The sequence below is a fragment of the Streptomyces sp. NPDC042346 genome (assembly GCF_055581845.1).
Genome location: NZ_JBVJEH010000011.1, coordinates 58,065 through 76,978, shown reverse-complemented (window position 1 = coordinate 76,978; position 18,914 = coordinate 58,065). Strand labels below are relative to the sequence as shown.

The 18,914-nt window shown below is 70.6% G+C and carries 16 protein-coding genes and 1 pseudogene; 11 read left to right on the top strand and 6 right to left on the bottom strand.

The features are described from left to right. Positions 1-28: 28 nt before the first annotated feature. The gene (locus ACZ6K0_RS34025; RefSeq protein ID WP_469230598.1) at positions 29-829 is read right to left on the bottom strand and encodes a HEAT repeat domain-containing protein; all 801 of its coding nucleotides are present in this window, start codon (positions 827-829) and stop codon (positions 29-31) included. Positions 830-1,751: 922 nt separating this feature from the next. Between ACZ6K0_RS34025 and ACZ6K0_RS34020 the strand changes: the two genes are divergently transcribed. Next, positions 1,752-3,467 carry a CASTOR/POLLUX-related putative ion channel gene (locus tag ACZ6K0_RS34020; RefSeq protein WP_469230600.1) on the top strand — a complete coding sequence of 572 codons (1,716 nt, stop codon included), beginning with the start codon at positions 1,752-1,754 and terminating at the stop codon, positions 3,465-3,467. A gap of 203 nt (positions 3,468-3,670) precedes the next feature. Then, positions 3,671-4,032: pseudogene (locus ACZ6K0_RS34015) on the top strand (IS5 family transposase); the annotation flags it as partial. A gap of 10 nt (positions 4,033-4,042) precedes the next feature. Here the strand turns inward: ACZ6K0_RS34015 and ACZ6K0_RS34010 are convergent. Then, a complete protein-coding gene (locus tag ACZ6K0_RS34010; RefSeq protein WP_376412453.1) occupies positions 4,043-4,564 on the bottom strand; it encodes a hypothetical protein in 522 nt (173 codons plus the stop codon). A 371-nt stretch (positions 4,565-4,935) separates the two neighbouring features. Here ACZ6K0_RS34010 and ACZ6K0_RS34005 point away from each other — a divergent pair, with 371 nt between their 5' ends. Beyond that, on the top strand, positions 4,936-5,184 hold the full coding sequence (locus tag ACZ6K0_RS34005) for an RICIN domain-containing protein (protein ID WP_469230640.1): 249 nt from the start codon (positions 4,936-4,938) through the stop codon (positions 5,182-5,184). Positions 5,185-5,191: 7 nt separating this feature from the next. Here ACZ6K0_RS34005 and ACZ6K0_RS34000 read toward each other — a convergent pair whose 3' ends face one another. Beyond that, positions 5,192-5,473, bottom strand: a complete 282-nt coding sequence (locus tag ACZ6K0_RS34000) for a hypothetical protein (protein WP_469230602.1) — start codon at positions 5,471-5,473, stop codon at positions 5,192-5,194. Between the two features lie 162 nt (positions 5,474-5,635). Here ACZ6K0_RS34000 and ACZ6K0_RS33995 point away from each other — a divergent pair, with 162 nt between their 5' ends. Both ACZ6K0_RS33995 and ACZ6K0_RS33990 read left to right on the top strand, forming a co-directional pair. Next, complete coding sequence (locus tag ACZ6K0_RS33995; protein WP_469230604.1) at positions 5,636-5,893, top strand: hypothetical protein; 258 nt, start codon at positions 5,636-5,638, stop codon at positions 5,891-5,893. A gap of 65 nt (positions 5,894-5,958) precedes the next feature. Then, complete coding sequence (locus ACZ6K0_RS33990) at positions 5,959-6,540, top strand: dihydrofolate reductase family protein (RefSeq protein WP_376412461.1); 582 nt, start codon at positions 5,959-5,961, stop codon at positions 6,538-6,540. Between the two features lie 471 nt (positions 6,541-7,011). Here the strand turns inward: ACZ6K0_RS33990 and ACZ6K0_RS33985 are convergent, their stop codons facing one another. Continuing rightward, on the bottom strand, positions 7,012-7,902 hold the full coding sequence (locus tag ACZ6K0_RS33985; RefSeq protein WP_469230606.1) for a LysR family transcriptional regulator: 891 nt from the start codon (positions 7,900-7,902) through the stop codon (positions 7,012-7,014). Between the two features lie 98 nt (positions 7,903-8,000). On the opposite strand from ACZ6K0_RS33985, the gene ACZ6K0_RS33980 reads away from it, so the two are divergent. Then, positions 8,001-8,699, top strand: a complete 699-nt coding sequence (locus ACZ6K0_RS33980; protein ID WP_469577575.1) for a DUF4097 family beta strand repeat-containing protein — start codon at positions 8,001-8,003, stop codon at positions 8,697-8,699. A gap of 449 nt (positions 8,700-9,148) precedes the next feature. On the opposite strand, the gene ACZ6K0_RS33975 is transcribed toward ACZ6K0_RS33980, so the two are convergent. Further along, positions 9,149-9,943, bottom strand: coding sequence for a polysaccharide deacetylase family protein (locus ACZ6K0_RS33975; protein WP_469236158.1), 795 nt, complete (start codon positions 9,941-9,943; stop codon positions 9,149-9,151). Between the two features lie 721 nt (positions 9,944-10,664). On the opposite strand from ACZ6K0_RS33975, the gene ACZ6K0_RS33970 reads away from it, so the two are divergent. Further along, positions 10,665-11,321, top strand: coding sequence for a hypothetical protein (locus ACZ6K0_RS33970; RefSeq protein ID WP_469236157.1), 657 nt, complete (start codon positions 10,665-10,667; stop codon positions 11,319-11,321). Here ACZ6K0_RS33970 and ACZ6K0_RS33965 read toward each other — a convergent pair. Further along, the gene (locus ACZ6K0_RS33965; RefSeq protein ID WP_469236156.1) at positions 11,303-12,196 is read right to left on the bottom strand and encodes an alpha/beta fold hydrolase; all 894 of its coding nucleotides are present in this window, start codon (positions 12,194-12,196) and stop codon (positions 11,303-11,305) included. The two genes, ACZ6K0_RS33970 and ACZ6K0_RS33965, sit on opposite strands and share 19 nt — an antisense overlap. 498 nt (positions 12,197-12,694) lie before the next feature. Between ACZ6K0_RS33965 and ACZ6K0_RS33960 the strand changes: the two genes are divergently transcribed. From ACZ6K0_RS33960 to ACZ6K0_RS33945, 4 genes are all read left to right on the top strand, one after another. Continuing rightward, positions 12,695-13,468, top strand: a complete 774-nt coding sequence (locus ACZ6K0_RS33960; RefSeq protein WP_469236155.1) for a GNAT family N-acetyltransferase — start codon at positions 12,695-12,697, stop codon at positions 13,466-13,468. A gap of 150 nt (positions 13,469-13,618) precedes the next feature. Next, entirely contained in the window at positions 13,619-14,842 is a 1,224-nt protein-coding gene (locus ACZ6K0_RS33955; protein WP_469236154.1) for an LLM class flavin-dependent oxidoreductase, read from the top strand. 22 nt (positions 14,843-14,864) lie between these two features. Further along, entirely contained in the window at positions 14,865-16,247 is a 1,383-nt protein-coding gene (locus ACZ6K0_RS33950) for an NtaA/DmoA family FMN-dependent monooxygenase (protein ID WP_376412488.1), read from the top strand. A 262-nt stretch (positions 16,248-16,509) separates the two neighbouring features. Beyond that, positions 16,510-18,261: a lysyl oxidase family protein gene (locus tag ACZ6K0_RS33945; RefSeq protein WP_469236153.1), complete on the top strand. Its 1,752-nt coding sequence runs from the start codon at positions 16,510-16,512 to the stop codon at positions 18,259-18,261. The last annotated feature ends 653 nt before the right edge of the window (positions 18,262-18,914 follow it).

The following is an 18,914-nucleotide window of genomic DNA, read 5'->3' as shown; positions in this document are numbered from 1 at the left end:
CGATCTGCTCATTCCCGGGGGTCGGCGATCACTGTGGATCTCGGGCTGCTTCCACTGCCTCCCGTACGTCTGAGTGCGGGTCGTCGGCGAGGCCGTCCAGCAGCTCAGTGACCCCTGGGGTGGACCAGCGGGCGACCGCCCACACCAGCTCCTCCCGCACCCCGGGGTCGGGGTGGGCGGCGAGGCGGCTCAACTGGGCGAGCGGGCCGCGCCGACGCATTCCGAACCAGTGCAGTACCTCCCGCAGCGCGGCCGGGTCCCCGGGGTCACCGGCCGCGACCCGGCTGAGCAACACCTTGACGGGCGGCGGCGGACCATCCAGCGGATGCGGCAACCGCTCGCGCAGGCGCCGCGCCCCGTATCCGCCGCGCACACGGCACCCGAAACAGGTGCAGGGGCGCACACCGTGTGCGTCCGGCAGGTATCGCCAGCCCGCCACCTGCGGCGCGGTGCGGACCCGGTGTACTTCACGCGGCCGGATCGCCCGGGGGACGAACACCTCCCACCCGCGCGGGTCCTCCAGTGCCGCGATCCGCCGTACTGCCTCTGACGCGGAAACGGTGGTCTGGGCATGCTGCGCCCGGTCGGTATAGCGTCCGACCAGCACGTCCTGGGCGTCGTCGAGTCGTACGTGGACTGCCACAAGCCCGCCCCGGCTGCCGAAACGGGCCAGCTCGCGCAGCCATTGGTGGGTGAGGGTGTACGACGGCAGGACCGGGAAGCAGTAGACCCCCCGCGCGCTGCCCTGTCCGTGGCCGGCCGCCCGAATCCCGGACCGCCGGATGCGCGGCGCGTTCGCCGCTGAGGTCAAGTGCACGAACATCGCCATGACACGGGATGTTAGGCGACCGGTTCCTCGGCATCGGCTGCGCGTATGGGACGAAGGCGTCCCACATCAGTGTGTGAAGCCAGAGTTGGTCACCCTCGCGACCACACCTATATGAAGACCGACGACCTGCCGAAGGCGTCTCCACACCTCGGCGGCCAGGTGGCTCCGCTACGCCCGTTCCCACTTGCGACACCTCTGGATGAGGCTCATGCGGCGTTCAGCCGGCAGATCCTGAACGGCTCCCGTCCTTGCGCCCGCGAGGACGGGCCGACATTGCTCGACGAGCGCAGTCCGTCGAACTCCCAGCGGAATGATCTTTCGGTCAGGAGCCGATCTCCCAGTGGAGGGCGCCGGCCTGGGCAAGGGGTTCCCATGCCTCGACGAAGGGCGCCTCGTCCGCGACGGGTGGCAGGTCCACTGCGAGGCAGGTGCCCTGTAGTCACTCATGTGGCAGGCCGGTGTCGGCAGTTTTGCCGTGCAGGAGCGCGTGTACCTGGTCTCGATCTGTGTGTTCCATATAGCCCCATCGCCGCCGCCGAACGGGCCCCGGCACCGTCCTCGGCCTCGGCCTCGGCCTCAGCCTCAGCCTCGGCGGAGCCTCGTACCTCCCCGCCTACGGAACCACGGCCCGACCCGGCGCCCCGGGCGCACGGAGGAGCGAGGTGGCGCCTGCGGGTCGAACGCCTGACTCCCGGCCGCCTGCCCGAAAGGATGAACGGCGCCCGTCGACGGCGTTTCGCCCCGGTGCCGCCGTCACCCTGCTGACGTGCGCAAAGAGCTCGAATATACGGTCCCGCCCCAGCGGCCGTCCCGTCCGGCAGCCGTCCCGGCCCCGCCTACCCCCGGCCCGCCCCGCCACCGGCCCGCGCCGTCGCTGCGGGACCGGACGCGGTACTGGGTGGACCGGACCGTGGTGAAGGGCATGACCACGGTCGCGGGCTGGCTCGCGCTGGTCTGCCTGGCCGTGGTGGCACCGGCGAGCGCCCTCCTCGTCTGGACCGACAGCCGCTCGCCCGAGACCGTCCAGGGCAAGGTGGCGACCGTCTGGCGGACCGTCGGCCAGACCCTCCGGCTCGGCGGCGAGGTCGGCCCGCCACTGCGGATGGTCCTCTCCGTCCTGCTGGCCCTCGTCTCCCTGCTCTACGTCTCGACCCTCGTCGGCCTCGTCTCCACCGCGATCACCGACCGGCTGACCGAGCTCCAGCGCGGCCAGTCGACGGTAGTGGAGCGCGGCCACTCACTGGTCCTCGGTTGGTCCGAGCAGACTCCGACGCTTGTCGCCGAGTTGCTCGCCGCTCATGCCCAGCGGCGGCACGGTGCGGTCGTGGTTCTCGCGGACCGTGACAAGTTCGACATGGAGCGGGAGTTGCGGGCGGCTGTCACCGCCGTCGGCGGCCGACGTGTCCGGCTGCTCTGTCGCCGGGGCCGGCCCGCCGATCCGGCGGCGCTCGCCCGCGTCAGTCCGGCCGCCGCCGGGGCGGTCGTGGTGCTGCCGCCGGACACCCCCGAGGCGGACACCCAGGTCGTCAAGACGCTGCTCGCGCTGCGAGCCGTGGTCGGTGATGCAAGCCCGGTACGTGTCGTGGCGGCGGTCCGGCAGACCCGGTACGTCACCACCGCCCGGCTCGCCGCCGGGCCCGGCGCGGTCGTCCTCGACGTCGACGGCATCGCGGCCCGGACCCTCGTCCAGTGCGTCCTCGAACCCGGACTGTCGCGCGTCCTGGAGGACCTGCTCGACTTCGCCGGCGCCGAGCTGCACGTCCACCGTGTCCCCGGGCTCGGCGGCCGGACCTTCGCCGAGCTGCGGGCGGCCTGCGCGGACGGGTGCGTGGTGGGCCTCGTGCGCCCGGACGGCTCGCCGCTCCTCAACCCGCCGCCGCAGACAGCCCTCGGCCCCGGCGACGCCGTCGTCGTCCTGGCCGAGGACGAGACCCCACCGACCTGGACCGCGCCCCAGGCAACACCGCTCCCGCCCCCCTCGTCCGCGAAGCCCGCGACCGCCGACGACATGCGCACCGCCCCCCGCCGCGTCTTCGTCCTCGGCTGGAACCGGCGCGGCCCCGAGATCGTCGACGGTCTCGCCCGCAACGGCTGGGAGACGGTCCGTGAGAAGACCCTCCCCGCCCTTGACCCAGGACACCGCGTCCTCGTCCTCGGCGGCCCCGACGGCCACCCCGACCCCGACGAACACACCCTTGTCACCCTCCTCCAGCTCGGCGCCGCCGAGCGCGAGTCGGGCCGCCGGAACCCCACCATCGCCGAACTGACGGACGCCCAGCACCGCCCCCTCGCCCCGGCCGGCCCGCACACGGACCTCGTGGTCGGCGGACGGCTCGTCGGCCTGCTCATGGCCCAGGTCTCGCAGACCGTCGAACTCGCGGCGGCCTTCGACGAGCTCTTCTCCCCGGAAGGCAACGCGGTCCGCCTCCGCCCCGCCACCGACTACGTCCCCGCCGGGACCGAAGCGCCCTTCGCCACGCTCGTGGAGGCCGCCGGACGGCAGGGCGCCACCGCCCTCGGCTACCGCCCCGGCGGCTCCCGGATCCCGCTCCTCAACCCGCCGAAGACCGGAACGCGCCGTTGGTCGCACGAGGACACCCTGATCGTCGTCACCACGGCCGAAACCCTCCAACCCTAGGAGGGCCCTGCCCGGCCGGCCGATACACCGATCCCTCCCCGAGACGGCGCGGAAATCGCGGGGACGGATCAACCAACGGGCTCGCGTTGAGCTCGTAGCCATACCGCCTCGAAGTCAGCACGGCAGATCTCCGTGGCGGCGAGTCGCCGCGCTGCCCGGCCGTGACCACGATCGACATGGGCTTCTGACCTTGTTCGACATAGTTCGAGCCCGTACTGGAGAAGGTGCGCGTGCCCTCCATCGGGCCGGGCCGGCCACGCGTCCGCCCCGACCGGGTCCGCGCGGACAAGGCGTACGCCTCCCGCAAGAACGTGCCTACCTGCGCCGACGTGGAATCCTCTGCACCATCCCCGACAAGGCCGACCAGGCGCACAACCGCAGAAAGCTCGGCTCCCGCGGTGGCCGACCACGGCACTTCGACCCGGTCGACTACCGCGAACGTCATGCGGTCGAGTGCGGGATCAACCGCCTCAAGAGGAACCGTGCTGTCGCCACGCGATACGACGAGCTCGCCGCCCGCTACGGGGCGACCGTCCTCGACGCGGCCATCAACGAGTGGCTGTGACTCTCGGCCTTCACACGGTGGGATCCACGTTCCACGTCTCCGGCAGATCGCTGCCGCAGAAGACGCAGACGAAGTCGTCCTCGCGCACGATGTTGTGCTCCTGGCAACCAGGACACCGCCGGAACACCACCTCATGGGTGAAGCCGGAGGGCCGTTCGAGCCCTACGTCGTCCAGAGCGCGAGCGACTTCCGACCAGGAGCCGATGTCGGGGCAGTACCCGGTGGACTGGTTGCTGACCTCGCTCACAGCCCACCGGTCCGCCTCTCGCACGAAACCGATCTCGCCAGCACTCAAAACCATGGCTCCGCCGGCACAGGCCACGTGCTCGCTCCGCCGCGGCGCCAGCCGAAGCGCACCGTCCGCGCCGACCACGAAGGTGAACGGCTCGGCCAGCTCCGCCGCCGATCGCCCAGCGATCCAGTCGCCGAATTCAGCGGCCGAGCGGATCCGGAACCCGCCGCTGCCAGGCCGGACCGCAGCCTTCAGCTCGACCGGTCCGACATATCGGTAACTCCGCCCCCGCGTGCTCACATCAGCCAACCTAGAGCACTTCCGACACACGCCCTACGAGGCAATGCGGCTGGCGGAGGTCATCTGCCTCGGGCTCGAACAGTGCCATTTGTGCGAGGTGGGGTGGGGGGCCCAACCTGTCGGGCGGTGCCGCCATCGCAGGCGCGGAGTGGACGCACGACGGCGCTGCGCACGAGGCGCACTCATTGTGCGGGTGCAGAAGTTCAGAGCCCGCACCCGAGGTGAATCCACGGCCCCTCTGGGACGAGCTGATGCCGACCCCCAAGGCCGCCGCCGCCCACTGACCGCCCGGCACGACCGCTGTCCGAGTCTCACCACCTCACCCTTCGGCGGCGGCACCGACACCACGATCAGGCGACGCGGAGTCTCACCTGTGCCTCCGGTCAGTGGACTCGGCGGGGACGGCGGACTTCTCACGGGTGACGCAGTACCCCTGCGGGCTCTACAAAGATCAGTACTGGTACTTCAGGTACGCGCCGGGCAACCAGGTCAACTGGATGGCCAACCTGAACAGCCAGAAATGCCTGGCAATCCTGGACGGCAGCATGTCCGACGCAGCGCAGGCGATCATCTACACGTGCGGGAGCCAGCGAGACCACTACTGGTGGATGCTTGCCTGATCCGGTTTCAGCGGCGGCCAGCGAGACGCTGGTCGTCGTACGAACCGGTCCAGGCCGGCACGGCTGCGGGGTCGGCAAGTTCGGTGAGGGCGTGCACGGCGGCGTCCATGCGGTCGGGGGAGTCCATACCGGAAATCCACGTGACGAGCCGGCCCTCGAGCCGGGGGTACTCGCCGACGTGGTGGACGAGACACTGGGCGTAGAGCTGCGCGATCGGCTCGGCGCGCAGACGCCTACCCTGCTTGGCGTGGACCTCGATGATCGCGGGCAGTAACAGGCCCCCGGTCACGCCCTTCTCGGCGAGCTCCTTCCAGGCCTGTGTGACGATCTGGCGGGCCGTTTCGCCGCCGAAGTCGTCCTCAGGCCGCCGGAACGTCCGGCCCGGCCAGCGGGCTCCTCGCCGTTGCGCATCGCGCTCGCGCGGACGCCGAGTCGCCGGCCGATCCTCCGAATGGCCGAGCGCGTCACGCCGAATCGGCTGGCTCGCACCCACCGCTTCGCCGCCACCGTGTTCGCGATCAACCCCGCCGGACCGATCGACTGGGGCGACCTCACCGGTGGTGCGGGCTACTTCGACCAGGCCGACTTCGGCCACGAATTCCGGGCGTTCACCGGACTCACGCCGATCCGGTACATCGAAGCCCGGCGACGGTTCCTGCGCGAACATCCCGGCCACGCGCCGGACGGCCGGCCGCCGCCGGCCGATTGATTTCTTACATGAGCGACAGCTCACGACACGCTAATTTGGGGGATCCCAAAGCAGAGGAGAGCCCCGTGGGCAAGGTGGTCATGTACGGCTCGGTGTCGGTGGACGGCTTCATCGCGGACGAGAATGACCAGCCCGGTCCGCTGTTCGACTGGTTGTCCAGCGGTGACGTCCCGTTGGACGAGAGCGGCGAGCTGAGGGTGTCGCAGACGTCCTACGACTACACCCGGCCGTACTGGGACCGGATCGGAGTCACCATCGTCGGTCGCCACGTCTTCGACCTGACGGACGGCTGGGACGGGAAGCCGCCGGGCGGGATCGACCACGTGGTCGTCGTGACGCACCGGCCGGAGCCCGAGGGCTGGGACCTCGAGGCGCCGTTTCACTTCGTGAACGGCGTCGAGGCAGCCATGGCCAAGGCGCAGGAGCTTGCGGGTGACCGCTTGGTCGAGGTCGCCGCCGGCGACGTCGGTGGCCAGGTGCTTGCCGCGGGGCTGCTCGACGAGGTGCGCATGGACGTCGTACCCGTCGTGTTCGGGTCCGGCAAGTGCTACTTCGGGTCGGTCCACGCGCAGCAGCTGTTGGAGGATCCTGACGTGGTGATTCAGGGCAACCGGGTGCTTCACCTGCGCTATCAGGTGCGCCGTTGACCGATCTGTCGGCATCTGACAGCGGGCGTTTCACGGGCTGGTCTCCGGTGTGTGGCGGGTGAGGAAGCCTTCGGTTGCGGTGCGCTGTTCGGTGAGCGGGCGGCGGAGGTAGGGGGCGAGGCGGTCGCCGTTGGCGGTGGATGCCGTCAGTTCTGCCAGGTGCTCTGTGAGGGCGCGGTGGTTGTCGGGCGTCAGTGCGGTGTTGAGGCAGCCAGGGGATGGCAGTCGTCCATGGCTGGGGTGTCCGCTGAGTTGGCCGGGTGCGGCACAGGGCGCGGTCGGGGTTGTAGCCCCAGGCGAGGAAGCGGCCGGGGGAGAGGAGAGGGGGGGCGGCCATGTCGGCGAGTACCTGACCGCGGCTCGCCCTGCACCACGCCTCAACCTGAGGTTGGAAAGGCTCAGTGCTTCGTTAGGTGGTGTCGTAGGGCTGCCCCGGCCGAGGGGTGTGCATAACGCCGGCCGGATGGCCCCTCACAAGGACATCGTCCCGAGTTCGCGGGCGATGCGGACGAACGACCGGACCATCGGGCTGTCGTTGTCCGACCGCCAGACCAGCCCCCACCGCAGGAGGGGCAAGTCACGGACGGGGATGTACGTGACGTCAGGGCGGACGTAGAAGCGGGTGACCTGGTTGCCCAAGAGGTGGATGACTTCCCCGTCGGCAACGTGCGTGTACAACTGGTCCAGCGTCGAGACCTGGATCTTCCGTTCGATGGCACGACCGCTGGGCGCTGATGAGGGAACGAAGATTTCCTGGAAGTACTCGGGCTGAAAGCCATCCGGCCCCACGACACCGTGGTCCGCGAACACTTCCAGGGGCACCGACGAGCGGCCGGCAAGCCGGTGGTCGGTGGCCACCAGGGCGATCCTGGGCTCAACGAAGAGGACCGGTCCCACGGTCAGGTCGGGCTCTTCCACCGGGAGCCAGGACAGCAGCAGGTCTATCTCGCCGTTGCGCACCGGGGCGAACGGGTCCATGTAGCCGTTGTGGCTGAGCCGCAGGCCCCACTGCGGGTGCTGCGAGCGGAAGGCATCCCAGAAGGGCTTCAGCTCGTGGCCGTTGGTGACCATGAGACCGATCCGCAGGATGTCCCTCTTGCCCTGGGCGGTGAGCCGGGCCCGGTCCACGCTCGCCTTCAGGCTCTGGAACACCGGCCGTAGATCGCCCAGCAGCTGTTCGCCCACCGGCGTGAGCCGGACCTGGCGGCTGGTCCGCTCGAAGAGCTCCGCCCCGATCGACCGTTCCTGCTTTTTGATCGCCTGGCTGATCCGCGCCGCCGACACGTGCAGCCGCTCGGCGGTCCTGCCGAAGTGCAGCTCCTCCGACAACGTCAGGAAGATCTCGATATCGCGCAGCTCCACGCGCCCCCACGCCCCCGCTTGTTCGTCAACCCCTGGCTTAACCAGCGTTGCATGATCGACTATTGATGATCAACTCGTCCACAACGGATGCTCAGTGCATGAACGTTGTCGCTACCAAGGTGTCGTTGACTGTGGAGGACGTGGGCGCTTCCTGCCGGTTCTTCACCATCCATCTGGGCTTTCGTGAAGTCGAATCGGTGGAGGGATACGTCTGCCTCCGCCGGGACGACACCTCCGCGGAAATCGCCCTCACAAAGAGCCGCGACGGGAAGACGGCCGAGCAGACCGAAGTCACCTACACCGACGGTGTCCTGCGGATCGAGGTCCCGAAGACGAGGAACGGGATCCTCGGGAACACCGGATCCATCGAGGTGACGGTCCAGCTGCCCGCCGGCTCCCGCGTCGAGGCCGAGGCCGCAGCCGCCGAACTCCGCGCCGTCGGACGGCTCGGCGACGTGACCTTCGAGGGCGCGTACCGCCAGATCAAGATCGACGAGGCCGCGAGCCTCCGCCTCACCGCGACCGACGGCGACGTCGAGGTCGGCCGGCTGGGCGGCTCCGCGGAGATCAGCACCGCGCGGGGCGACATCCGCATCGCCGAAGTGGTGAGCGGCACGGTCACCCTGAGCACCCAGAAGGGCGACATCTCGGTCGGCGCCGCCGCCGGCGTCTCCGCCTCCCTGGATGCAGGCACCGCATACGGCCGCATCAGCAACTCCCTGACGAACGACGGCACTCCCGGCCTGAGCATCCAGGCCACCGCCGCGTACGGCGACATCACCGCTCGCAGCCTCTGACTCGCAGCCCCGACTCGCCGCCCCTGAGGAGCGATCATCTCGACCGCCCCGGCCATCGCGGCGAGCGGGTTGCGTATCTGATCGTTTCAGGGGGTGGCTCGGTGACCGAGCGCCCGGGCACATGGTCCCCGACCAGGTGCTGACTCTGGACAGCCGGCCGATCAGTGCCAACGGCAAGCTCGACCGACGTGCCCTGCCCGCCCCCAGGCGGGCCGGTGACGAGCCCGGGTTCGTCGTGCCGCGCACACCGACCCAGGAACAGGAGCGCGGTGATCGAGGTGGGCGACAGGGGCTGACGTCCGGCGGCAGCTGATGACGGCGGACGGCCGGGGCGGCGACTCGACGACGGCCTCCGCCCGCCGTCCGCTGTCGGGTCGCCGATGACCGGGTGCCAGTCGCCGGATGCCGATGGCCTGCGGCTGGTCGCACACCTGCCGGCAGGCGGATCCTCAGGGGGTGGTTCGCACGGGGAAGCTGAAGGTGCGTCCCTGTTCCTTGAGCCATGGCAGAACCTGCTTGAGGGCCTCGACGGTCTGACCGCGGTCGCCGCCGCCGTCGTGGAAGAGGATCGTCGGCCCGTTGGACAGCTCGTTCTTGACCGTGCCGACGATGGCGCTCGTGCCGGGCTTCTCGAAGTCCTTGGTGTCCACGTTCCATCCCAGCGGCCGCATCCCCGCCTCTGCGGCGATGCGCCGGCTGTCGGGGGTGAACGCACCGCCCGGCGCCCGGTAGTACTCCACCTTCGCTCCTCCGGCGGCGTCCTCGATCATCTTCTTCGCGTCCAGGATCTGCTGCTGCTGGTACGCGACGGACTTCTTGTCCATCGTGGTGTCGTGGGACGTGGTGTGGTCGCAGAGGCGGTGCCCGTCCGCGACGACCCGCTTGACCAGGTCGGGGAACTCCTTCGCCCGCGGCCCGACCATGCAGAAGACCGCCTTGACGTCGTGTTCCTTGAGGACGTCCAGCACCTTGGGCGTCCACTGCGGGTCGGGCCCGTCGTCGATGGTGATGTTCACGGCCTTCCCGCCCGCCTCGGCGGCATGGGCGATCCCCTCGGGCATCCTCACCTTCGACACCGGCGGCGGTCCCGGTGCCGGCTCCTTCGTCCGCCCCTCCGAGCCCGCCCCGATCCGGGCGGCGGCCTCGGTGCCCGTCAGCGCGGTGGCTCCCCACGCCGCCAGGCTGATCGCGACCGCCGATGCCGCCACGGCTATGTGCGCGGTGTACTTGCCCTTCAGCCCCATGTGCTGCCACTCCTCGCCGGTTCTCTACGCTCTCCCGGAGAGGGGGACGGAAGAGACGGCCGAAAGGTTTCAGCCGACCCGGCCCCGAGAACATCGAGGCCCCGTCCCGTAGACCGATGCTGCCGCTGCTTCCGGCGGGTCGGTCACTGACACGGGCATCCACGAGCGCAGCGGCGCAGCGGGTCCTGGCCGGTGAGGAGCTGGCGTTGGCTCAGGCGCAGGCATCCGTTTCCGACCACGGTCTGGCCAAGTCCTGGTCGGTGAGGGGTGCGCGAGGGATCCGGCTCGCGCCGGCCTTACGGGACGCCCAGGGAGCGGGATCTCGCGAGGTCGGAGAGGTTCAGTGCCGTACGAACGGCAGATCCTCCGGTCGATCGGCCTGACAAGTCCCTAGGTCGTGTCCGGAAAGTCCCGCCTGAGCCGCGGCGTCTGGCACGCACGCTCGCCGCGTTGCCGAAATGCCCACGTAGCTCCGCTACGAGGGCATCCCGGCGCCTTGCGATCGCACGCACCAGACGCCGCGGCTCCTGCCCTCCGGGCAGACGGCGCTACTTTCCGGACACGACCTAGTCGGCCGCGCCCCGGTTCGGGCACCATGAGCCGGTCGAGGCCCCCCGGGCCGTACGCGCGGCCGGGGGACCGTTGTGCGAGAACCGGGGGAGTGGCCGTGGGCAGGTTCAGGCGGGGTGGGCCGACGATCGAGGCGGATGCTCAACGGCGGGTGCGACGCAGCCCGTTGCTCTTCACGGTGCCGATCGTGCTGCTCGTCCTCCTGACGGCGGTGCTCGGCTGGGAGGTCGTCCGGGCCAACATGACGGCGGCCGCCCGGACTGAATGGCCGTGGCGGCTGGAACTGCTCGACATGGAGCCGCTCGGCAGTCTGCTCGCGGTCGCGGCCGGCGCGGTCCTCGCCAGGGCCCAGTACGCCCGCACCGTACGGCCGATGCTGGGTTGGCGCGCCGACTGGACGACCGGGCACCTGCGGGGCGGCGCACTCGAATGGCAGGTCGGACTGCTCAACGGAGGCTCGCACACCGTGGTGGTCGAAGCCTACGAGTGCCGGGCCGTCCTGCGCGGTGAGGACCCGCAGCCCGCCGCCCCGTGGACCGACGTCCAAGGCGTGGCGGAGGTGCTGACCGGGGCCGGGCTCACCGTCGGGGAGGACTTTCAGCTGGTCGTCATGGGGAGATTCCCCCTGGTGGGCACCGGCTCCTACGAGACGACGATGCTCGGCGCCTTCTCCCAGCGCTTCGTCGACGAGGTCGAGGCGCTCCACATCAGGGTCCGCGTCGGCGATGTCGTCGGGGACAGCCACGAGCGGATCCTCGACGCCTTGAAGGGCGCCCGCTCGACCTCGTATCAGCGCCCCGCGCCCTGACCGTCCAGCCAGCGCAGCACGTCGGGCAGCGCCAGCTGGGCGGCGAAATGACCGGCGTCCGGTACGAGGACGGGCTCGGCGCCGGGGATCCGGCCGGCTAGCCAACGGGTGTGCGCCACGGGTGAGAAGGCGTCGTCGAGGCCGTGCCACAGCAGCACGGGCGAAGTGACGGAGGAGACGTCGAAGCCCCACGGGCGGACGAAGGCCAGGCAGTCGTCGAGCCAGCCGTGGTGCGAGCCCCGCAGGGCCTCCTGATAGGTGCGCAGCAGCACCGCGCGCACCCGGGGGTCCTCGACGACCGGGAGGTCATGGGGGGAGAGATCGGCACGCAGGTCGTCGAGGAGGCGTGCCGGGTCCCGCCGGATGGCGACGGCCCGGGCGGCCAGGTCCCGTTCGAGCCCACCGGGGTCCCGCCCGTCCAGATGGGCGCGGGCCAGGCCGTACTCGTGCACGTTGAACGGGGTCATGCCCGCGTGCCAGTCGAGACCGACCGCGTCCGGCGGGGCGAGCCCGACCAGTACGGCGGCCGCCCGGACCCGATCCGGCAGCAGCGCCGCGCACGCCAGCGCGTGCGGGCCCCCGCCGGACCGGCCGACCACCGCGAACCGCTCGACGCCGAAGGCATCGGCGACGGCTGCCGAATCCCCGGCCGCGTCGGCGACCCGGCGGCCCGGGGCGCGCCGGGACTCCCCGTAGCCAGGACGGTCGTAGGCGAGGAACCGGAAGCCGGGGTGCTGCGCGGCGAGCCCGGGCAGCAGGGTGCCGAGACGGGTACCGGGCGTCCCGTGGAGGAGAAGCACCGGGGTACCCGAAGGATCGCCCCATTCCTCGGCCACCAGGAGCCTGCCGTCGTCGGTGCGCACAGGAAGTCCCATGAGAGGGAGCCTAGGTCGGAAGGCCGATGATGCGCATCGTCGGCTGCAACGACACCGATCCCGACGGCGACCGCCGCCTCGTTGCCCCCATGCGGAGCCACGAACAAGAGAACGGGGGCAGGGGGAGTCGCCACCCTGCGGGCGCAGGCGGCAGCGGCTTCGTGGCCGCGGCGACGGCCAGCTCCCGTGGCGTGAACGGCCCGGATTATTTCACCGGAAGGCGTTGTGTGTACGGCGTATGAAATTGCCGCACGCTTTCGCGAATACCGATATCAGGCCCGTTGACAGCCCTTCTCCGGGCTGCCTAGCTTACGTCGCGGATAACGACATCAGCGGCCTCTTCATCTGGACAGGAACGGCCGGTGCGCGCAGCCGCCCGCCGCCCGGAACCTGTCCGACGAGGCCGTCATCACCTCGGAGGTCGACCCGCGGGCCAGCCGGTAACCACTCCGGAATCCCCGGCCCCCCGGCCGCCCCATGGACGGAGAGCCCCGCCGCATGACCACGAACGCAGGTCCGAGTACGAGTACGAGCCTGGGTGCCCTCGTGTCCCCGCACGTCCTGGACAATCCAGCCTGGGCCTCGCTGTCCGGCCCGCACGCCGCCTTCGCCGAGCAGGCGGACCGCCCCGAGACCGGCCTCTTCCCCTCCCGGGCCGCCCGCTATCCGTCGGACGTCTCGCCGTTCGCCGCCCTCGCGGACCCGGCCGACCCGGACTCCTGGGCCGACCTGCACAGGCTGGTCGGCGACGGTGGCATCGCCACGCTCTCCGGCGTGCCGGCCCCGCCCGACGGATGGGAGGCCGTCGGCTCGGTCCTCGGCGTCCAGCTGGTCGACACCTCGCTGCGCGCCGAACCCGCCCCCGAGGCGGTGCGGCTCGGACCCGGCGACGTACCCGAAATCCTCGGTCTGATCGAGCTCACGAAGCCCGGTCCGTTCCTGCCCCGCACCGTCGAGCTGGGCACGTACCTCGGCATCCGGCATCAGGGCAGGCTGATCGCGATGGCCGGGGAGCGGCTGCGGCCGCCCGGCTGGACCGAGATCAGCGCGGTGTGCACCCATCCCGAACACCGGGGCAGGGGGCTGGCGACACGGCTGGTCCGCGCCGTCGCCGCGGGCATCCGGGAGCGCGGCGACGTCCCGTTCCTCCACACCTCCGCGAGCAACACGACGGCGATCCGACTGTACGAGTCGATCGGCTTCACCCTGCGCCGCCGCCCGTCCTTCACGGCGGTCCGCGCGCCCGGCAACACCGCTGCCAAGTCCTCTTAATATTCCGGTCATTGTATGGCGCCGCTCTCGGGCGTAGCGTTTCGAAAAGATACTGGTGAGGGCCCCTTTCTCTTCCTCTCATACGCCCTTACATTCGCGACGCGCATCGGCCTCCTTTTCGCACGGCCGATCAGGAAGGCGTAATTCGACATGTCCGCATCCCCGCCCGAATCCGGACGCACATCAGCGTCTTCCGAACCGCTGCACCTCGCCGTCGCGCTCGACGGCGCGGGCTGGCACCCTGCCGCCTGGCGCGAGCCGGGTGCCCGGCCCGGCGAGCTCTTCACGGCCCGCTACTGGTCCGACGTCGTGACCGAGGCCGAAGCCGGACTGCTCGACTTCGTCACCTTCGAGGACGCCCTCGCCCTCCAGTCGTCCTCGGCGGACGGACCCGACGGGCGCACGGACCAGGTCCGCGGGCGGCTGGACGCGGTACTCACCGCCGCCCGCGTCGCACCGCTGACCCGGCACATCGGCCTGGTCCCGACCGTGACCGCCACCCACACCGAGCCGTTCCACATATCCAAGGCGATCGCCACCCTGGACCACGTCAGCCGAGGACGTGCGGGCCTGCGCATCCAGGTGTCACAACTGGACCACGAAGCACGGCACTTCGGACGCAGGGCGGTCTCTCTCCCCGACGCGGAGGCCTACGAGGAGGCCGCCGACCACGTCGAGGCGATCCGCCGGCTGTGGGACAGCTGGGACGACGACGCCGAGATCCGGGACGTGGCCACCGGCCGGTTCGTCGACCGCGACAAGCTGCACTACGTCGACTTCGAGGGCCGCCAGTTCAGCGTCAGAGGGCCGTCGATCACTCCCCGCCCGCCGCAGGGGCAACCCATCGTCAGCGCGGCGAGCACTGCCGGCGCCCTCGGCGACGCCGGCGCGGCGTACGGCCTCATCGCCCGGTCCACGGACGTCGGGTACCTCGCCGTACGCGACGCCGCCGGGGCCCGTGCCGCGGTCGCGGAGATCCGGCAGGCCCGTGAGTCCGCCGGGCTCTCGGCGCAGCCGCTGCACCTCTTCGCGGACCTCACCGTGTTCCTGGGCGAGGACGCCCCCGCGGCCGACGCGCGCCGCAGTCGCCTCGACGCGCTCGCGGGCGCCCCGTACAGCAGTGAAGCGGCAGTCTTCACCGGGACGTCCGCGCAGCTGGCGGACCTGCTCCAGGACTGGCGGACGGCCGGTCTGTCGGGATTCCGGCTGAGGCCGGGCGTGGTCGCCCACGACCTGCCCGCGATCACCCAGGGGCTGGTGCCGGAGCTCCAGCGGCGCGGGGTCTTCCGCCGCAGGTACGAGGCGGACACCCTGCGCGGACTGCTGGGCCTGGACCGCCCGGTCGGCCGATATGCCGCCCACCCCGCCGCCTGATCCCGGACCCGAAGGACCCACCATGAGCAGCAAGCCACTCAAGCGCATCCATCTCGCGGCCCACTTCCCAGGTGTCAACAACACCACTGTGTGGAGCGATCCGGCGGCCGGCAGCCACATCGACTTCGACTCGTTCGTCCACTTCGCGCAGACCGCCGAACGCGCCAAGTTCGACTTCCTCTTCCTCGCCGAGGGGCTGCGGCTCCGCGAACAGGGCGGAAAGATCTACGACTTGGACGTCGTCGGACGTCCCGACACCTTCACGGTGCTCGCCGCCTTGGCGGGCGTCACCGAGCGGCTCGGGCTGACCGGCACCATCAACTCCACCTTCAACGAGCCCTACGAGGTGGCCCGCCAGTTCGCCTCGCTGGACCACCTCTCCGAAGGCCGGGCCGCGTGGAACGTCGTCACCTCCTGGGACGCCTTCACCGGCGAGAACTTCCGGCGCGGCGGGTTCCTGCCGCGTGAGGAGCGCTACTCCCGCGCGAAGGAGTTCCTGAAGACCGCGACGGAGTTGTTCGACTCCTGGGACGGCTCGGAGGTCGTCGCCGACCCCGTGTCGGGCACCTTCCTGAGGGACGCGAAGGCCGGAGCCTTCGCCCACCACGGGCGGCAGTTCGACATCGAGGGCCACTTCAACGTGCCGCGCAGCCCGCAGGGCCGGCCGGTGATCTTCCAGGCGGGCGACTCCGACGAGGGCCGAGAGTTCGCCGCTTCCGACGCCGACGCGATCTTCGGCCGGCACGCGACGCTCGACGAGGGCCGGGAGTTCTACGCCGACGTCAAGGGCCGCCTTCCCCGGTACGGCCGCTCACCGGACGAGTTGAAGATCCTGCCCGCGGCCACCTTCGTCCTCGGCGACACCGACGCCGAGGCGCACGAGATCGCCCATGAGGTCCGCCGCCTCCAGGTCAGCGGGCAGACCGCGATCAGATACCTGGAGCACGTATGGAACCGGGACCTGTCCGCCTACGACCCGGACGGCCCGCTGCCCGACATCGACCCTGAGGTCGGCGAGAACACGATCGCCCGGGGCCGGGCGAGCGTCCGCCAGTTCCGCGACCCGCTCGACACCGCCCGGCAGTGGCGCGAGCTCGCCGAGGCCAAGAACCTGTCGATCCGCGAGCTCGTCATCGCGACCACGTCCCGGCAGACCTTCGTAGGCTCCGCCGCCACGGTCGCCGAGACGATCAACGACCTCGTGCAGGCGGACGCGGCCGACGGGTTCATCCTGGTCCCCCACATCACGCCGGGCGGCCTGGACGAGTTCGCGGACACCGTCGTCCCGCTGCTCCAGGAACGCGGCGTCTTCCGCTCCGAGTACGAGGGCGTCACCCTGCGCGACCACCTCGGGCTCTCGGTGCCCGGCGCCGAAGCGGTGGCCCGGCAGGCCGCTCCCTCGTGACGTAGGGGTTCGCCCCGTTGGGCCGTTGACGCGTCGAACGGGGCGGCGTGGTGGCAACAGTCCGGTTCCACCACAGCGGCGTTTTCCGGCCAACATCCCGACGCTTTCGACTCTCCGGACAACCGGGCATCCGGTCCCCTCATCTCACGGGGCAGGCGCAGCGAGTGCCCGCCATCGCTCCGGCCGGACGTATTCCTGTCCCGTCGGACCGGGTGGCCCGCTGTCCGCTTCCTTGTCACAGCATCCGGAGAACGAGGGATCGATGACCACTACGCGCACCATTCGGCTGCGGCGTCCGCTGCTCGCCGGCACCACGGCTGTCGCCGCCATGGCCGTGACGGTCGGCTTCATGGCCGCCACGCCGGAGCAGGCGAAGGCCGCGACGGGACCCAAACTGAGTCTCATCGCGGCTACCGGCTCGGTCACGCTCACCTCGTGGAAGGAGGAGCCGGGCGTCTATCTGGACCTGGGCACCTACCTGACCGCGGAGGGAACACCGCTGGAGTTCAAGGTGACCCGGAAGTCCTACAAGGACCCGGTGACCATCACCCAGACCGTGTACGAGGGCGGCAAGGCCAAGGCCAAGACGCTGCCTCTGGGCACGGTGAAGGACTTCGCCGGGCTGCCCGGGTTTGCGGAGATCACCGTCACCGACAGGACGGGCAAGAAGGTCGTCAGCCGGACGGAAAGCTTCTGCCCGAACAACGCCAGCGGACGGGTCCGACCCGACGCGCCCTCCACCTCGAAGTATCCGGAGAGCTGCCCCACCAACCCCTTCACCCTCGGTTCCGTGTGGGGCGTCGAGAAGGGGTGGGCCGCCAACACCTACGGCGGTTCCTACACCCAGCCGGTGAAGCTCGCCGCCGGCACGTACACGGCCAAGATCGGGGTCGCCAAGAAGTACCGGGACCTCCTCGGCATCGCCGACAGGCCCGCGACCGTGAAGCTCACCGTCCAGGAGCGCAGTTGGGAGGAGGGCGCCGGCGCCGCGCCCGCCCGGTCGGCGACCGCCGGGGAACACGCCGGGCACGGCGCGGCCCACCAGGCCCCGGCCGGTCACACCGGGCACGGGTCGGCGCACGCTCCGACCCCCGCCCAGGCCGGCGCACCGGAGACCAGTGGCGCGGGTCCCTCGTACAACGTGGGCCACGGGCCGCTGAAGGCCGCGCCGCCGGCCGTGTCGTGGGCGGTGAAGAGGCAGCAGGCCGCGCGTGCCGACATGCAGGCCGGTGACACCGCCGGGCAGACCGACGGCTCGCGCCAGGCGCCCGCCCTCACCCCGCGGGCCCAGCGGCCCAGCGGGACTCCCGCCGTCCCGAACGTCCCCAAGCCCGACCTGCGGTCGCTGCCGGCATACGGCATCACCATCAGCGACGGCGGCCAGAACATCCCGGGCAAGGACTACCTGGCCTTCAGCGCCAACGTGTGGAACGCCGGTCCGGCCCAGCTCGTGGTGGACGGCTTCCGCTCGCCCGGGAAGGCCAAGATGGACGCCTACCAGTACTTCTACGACGCCGCGGGCAAGCAGGTCGGCTACACCCCGACCGGCACCATGGAGTGGGACCCGCGCCCCGGCCACGTGCACTGGCACTTCACCGACTTCGCCAGCTACCGGCTTCTGAAGGCGGACAAGAAGGAAGCGGTGCGCAGCGGCAAGGAGGCCTTCTGCCTGGCCAACACCGACGCCGTCGACTACACGGTGAAGAACGCCAACTGGCACCCGTTCAACACCGACCTGTCCACCGCCTGCGGTCAGGAGAACTCCATCTCCGTCCGCGAGGTGCTGGACGTCGGATCCGGCGACACCTACACCCAGGACCTGCCGGGCCAGTCGTTCGACATCACGGACGTGCCCAACGGCACCTACTACATCCAGGTGCTGGCCAATCCGGCCAAGCGACTGAAGGAGACCAACCTCGACAACAACAGTGCGCTGCGGAAGGTCGTCCTCGGCGGCGCCCCCGGCCGACGGACCGTGACCGTCCCCGCGCACGACCTCGTGAACGCGAACTGACCTGAGAGGACGGGTGGCGCGGCAGCTGCTGCGCCACCCGCCTTCGTCGGGCCGGCCAACCGCAGGACCTGCCCGAGCTGTACGCCCGCGACCCTCACCGCCTCCAGCCGGCCGCGGCGTGGCCTCGCCGGTCCGTCGGCCGACCCGAGCGATCGGTGGTGCGAAGATCACAGGATGGATCATGGCCACGGGTGTGACGCGGAGTCGACCGAAGCGGGCACGGAGTACGCCGGCTTGATGTCGTTGGTTGAGGGGTCTCTGCGGGCAGAGACGGGCGAGCGGGTCGTGGCCGTGCCGGTGGCCTGCCGGTTGTGCGGCTCGGACGGTGTGGACGAGTTCGAGGTGTGGGCGGGGGACTGCCACTGCGTGGGCTGCCTCATAGGGATCGGGCTGTGGCACGGGGACGACCCTGCGACGTTTCCCTCACCCTCACTCGTCTTCCCATGGAGACTCGTACCGTCCGTGACCCCGCTTCCTTCGCTGTCGTCCGGGGACTACTTCAGATGCTCCGGCCGAAGCATGGTGTTTCAGGTGGCTGTCGCCATGGTGGTCGGCCAGGACGATGCTGTGCGGCGTATCTCTGTCGGCTTGAGATGCTCGGAGCACGGCGGACTGTATCTGTACCTCGACAACGCGCATGTGGAGCCGAGCGA

Coding starts and splice junctions, on each gene's coding strand:
- ACZ6K0_RS33955 (WP_469236154.1), top strand. CDS start 13,619: ATGTCCGCATCCCCGCCCGAATCCGGACGCACATCAGCGTCTTCCGAA.
- ACZ6K0_RS34020 (WP_469230600.1), top strand. CDS start 1,752: ATGACCACGGTCGCGGGCTGGCTCGCGCTGGTCTGCCTGGCCGTGGTG.
- ACZ6K0_RS33950 (WP_376412488.1), top strand. CDS start 14,865: ATGAGCAGCAAGCCACTCAAGCGCATCCATCTCGCGGCCCACTTCCCA.
- ACZ6K0_RS33960 (WP_469236155.1), top strand. CDS start 12,695: ATGACCACGAACGCAGGTCCGAGTACGAGTACGAGCCTGGGTGCCCTC.
- ACZ6K0_RS33945 (WP_469236153.1), top strand. CDS start 16,510: ATGACCACTACGCGCACCATTCGGCTGCGGCGTCCGCTGCTCGCCGGC.
- ACZ6K0_RS34025 (WP_469230598.1), bottom strand. CDS start 829: ATGGCGATGTTCGTGCACTTGACCTCAGCGGCGAACGCGCCGCGCATC.
- ACZ6K0_RS33980 (WP_469577575.1), top strand. CDS start 8,001: ATGAACGTTGTCGCTACCAAGGTGTCGTTGACTGTGGAGGACGTGGGC.
- ACZ6K0_RS33965 (WP_469236156.1), bottom strand. CDS start 12,196: ATGGGACTTCCTGTGCGCACCGACGACGGCAGGCTCCTGGTGGCCGAG.
- ACZ6K0_RS33975 (WP_469236158.1), bottom strand. CDS start 9,943: ATGGGGCTGAAGGGCAAGTACACCGCGCACATAGCCGTGGCGGCATCG.
- ACZ6K0_RS33995 (WP_469230604.1), top strand. CDS start 5,636: ATGGCCGAGCGCGTCACGCCGAATCGGCTGGCTCGCACCCACCGCTTC.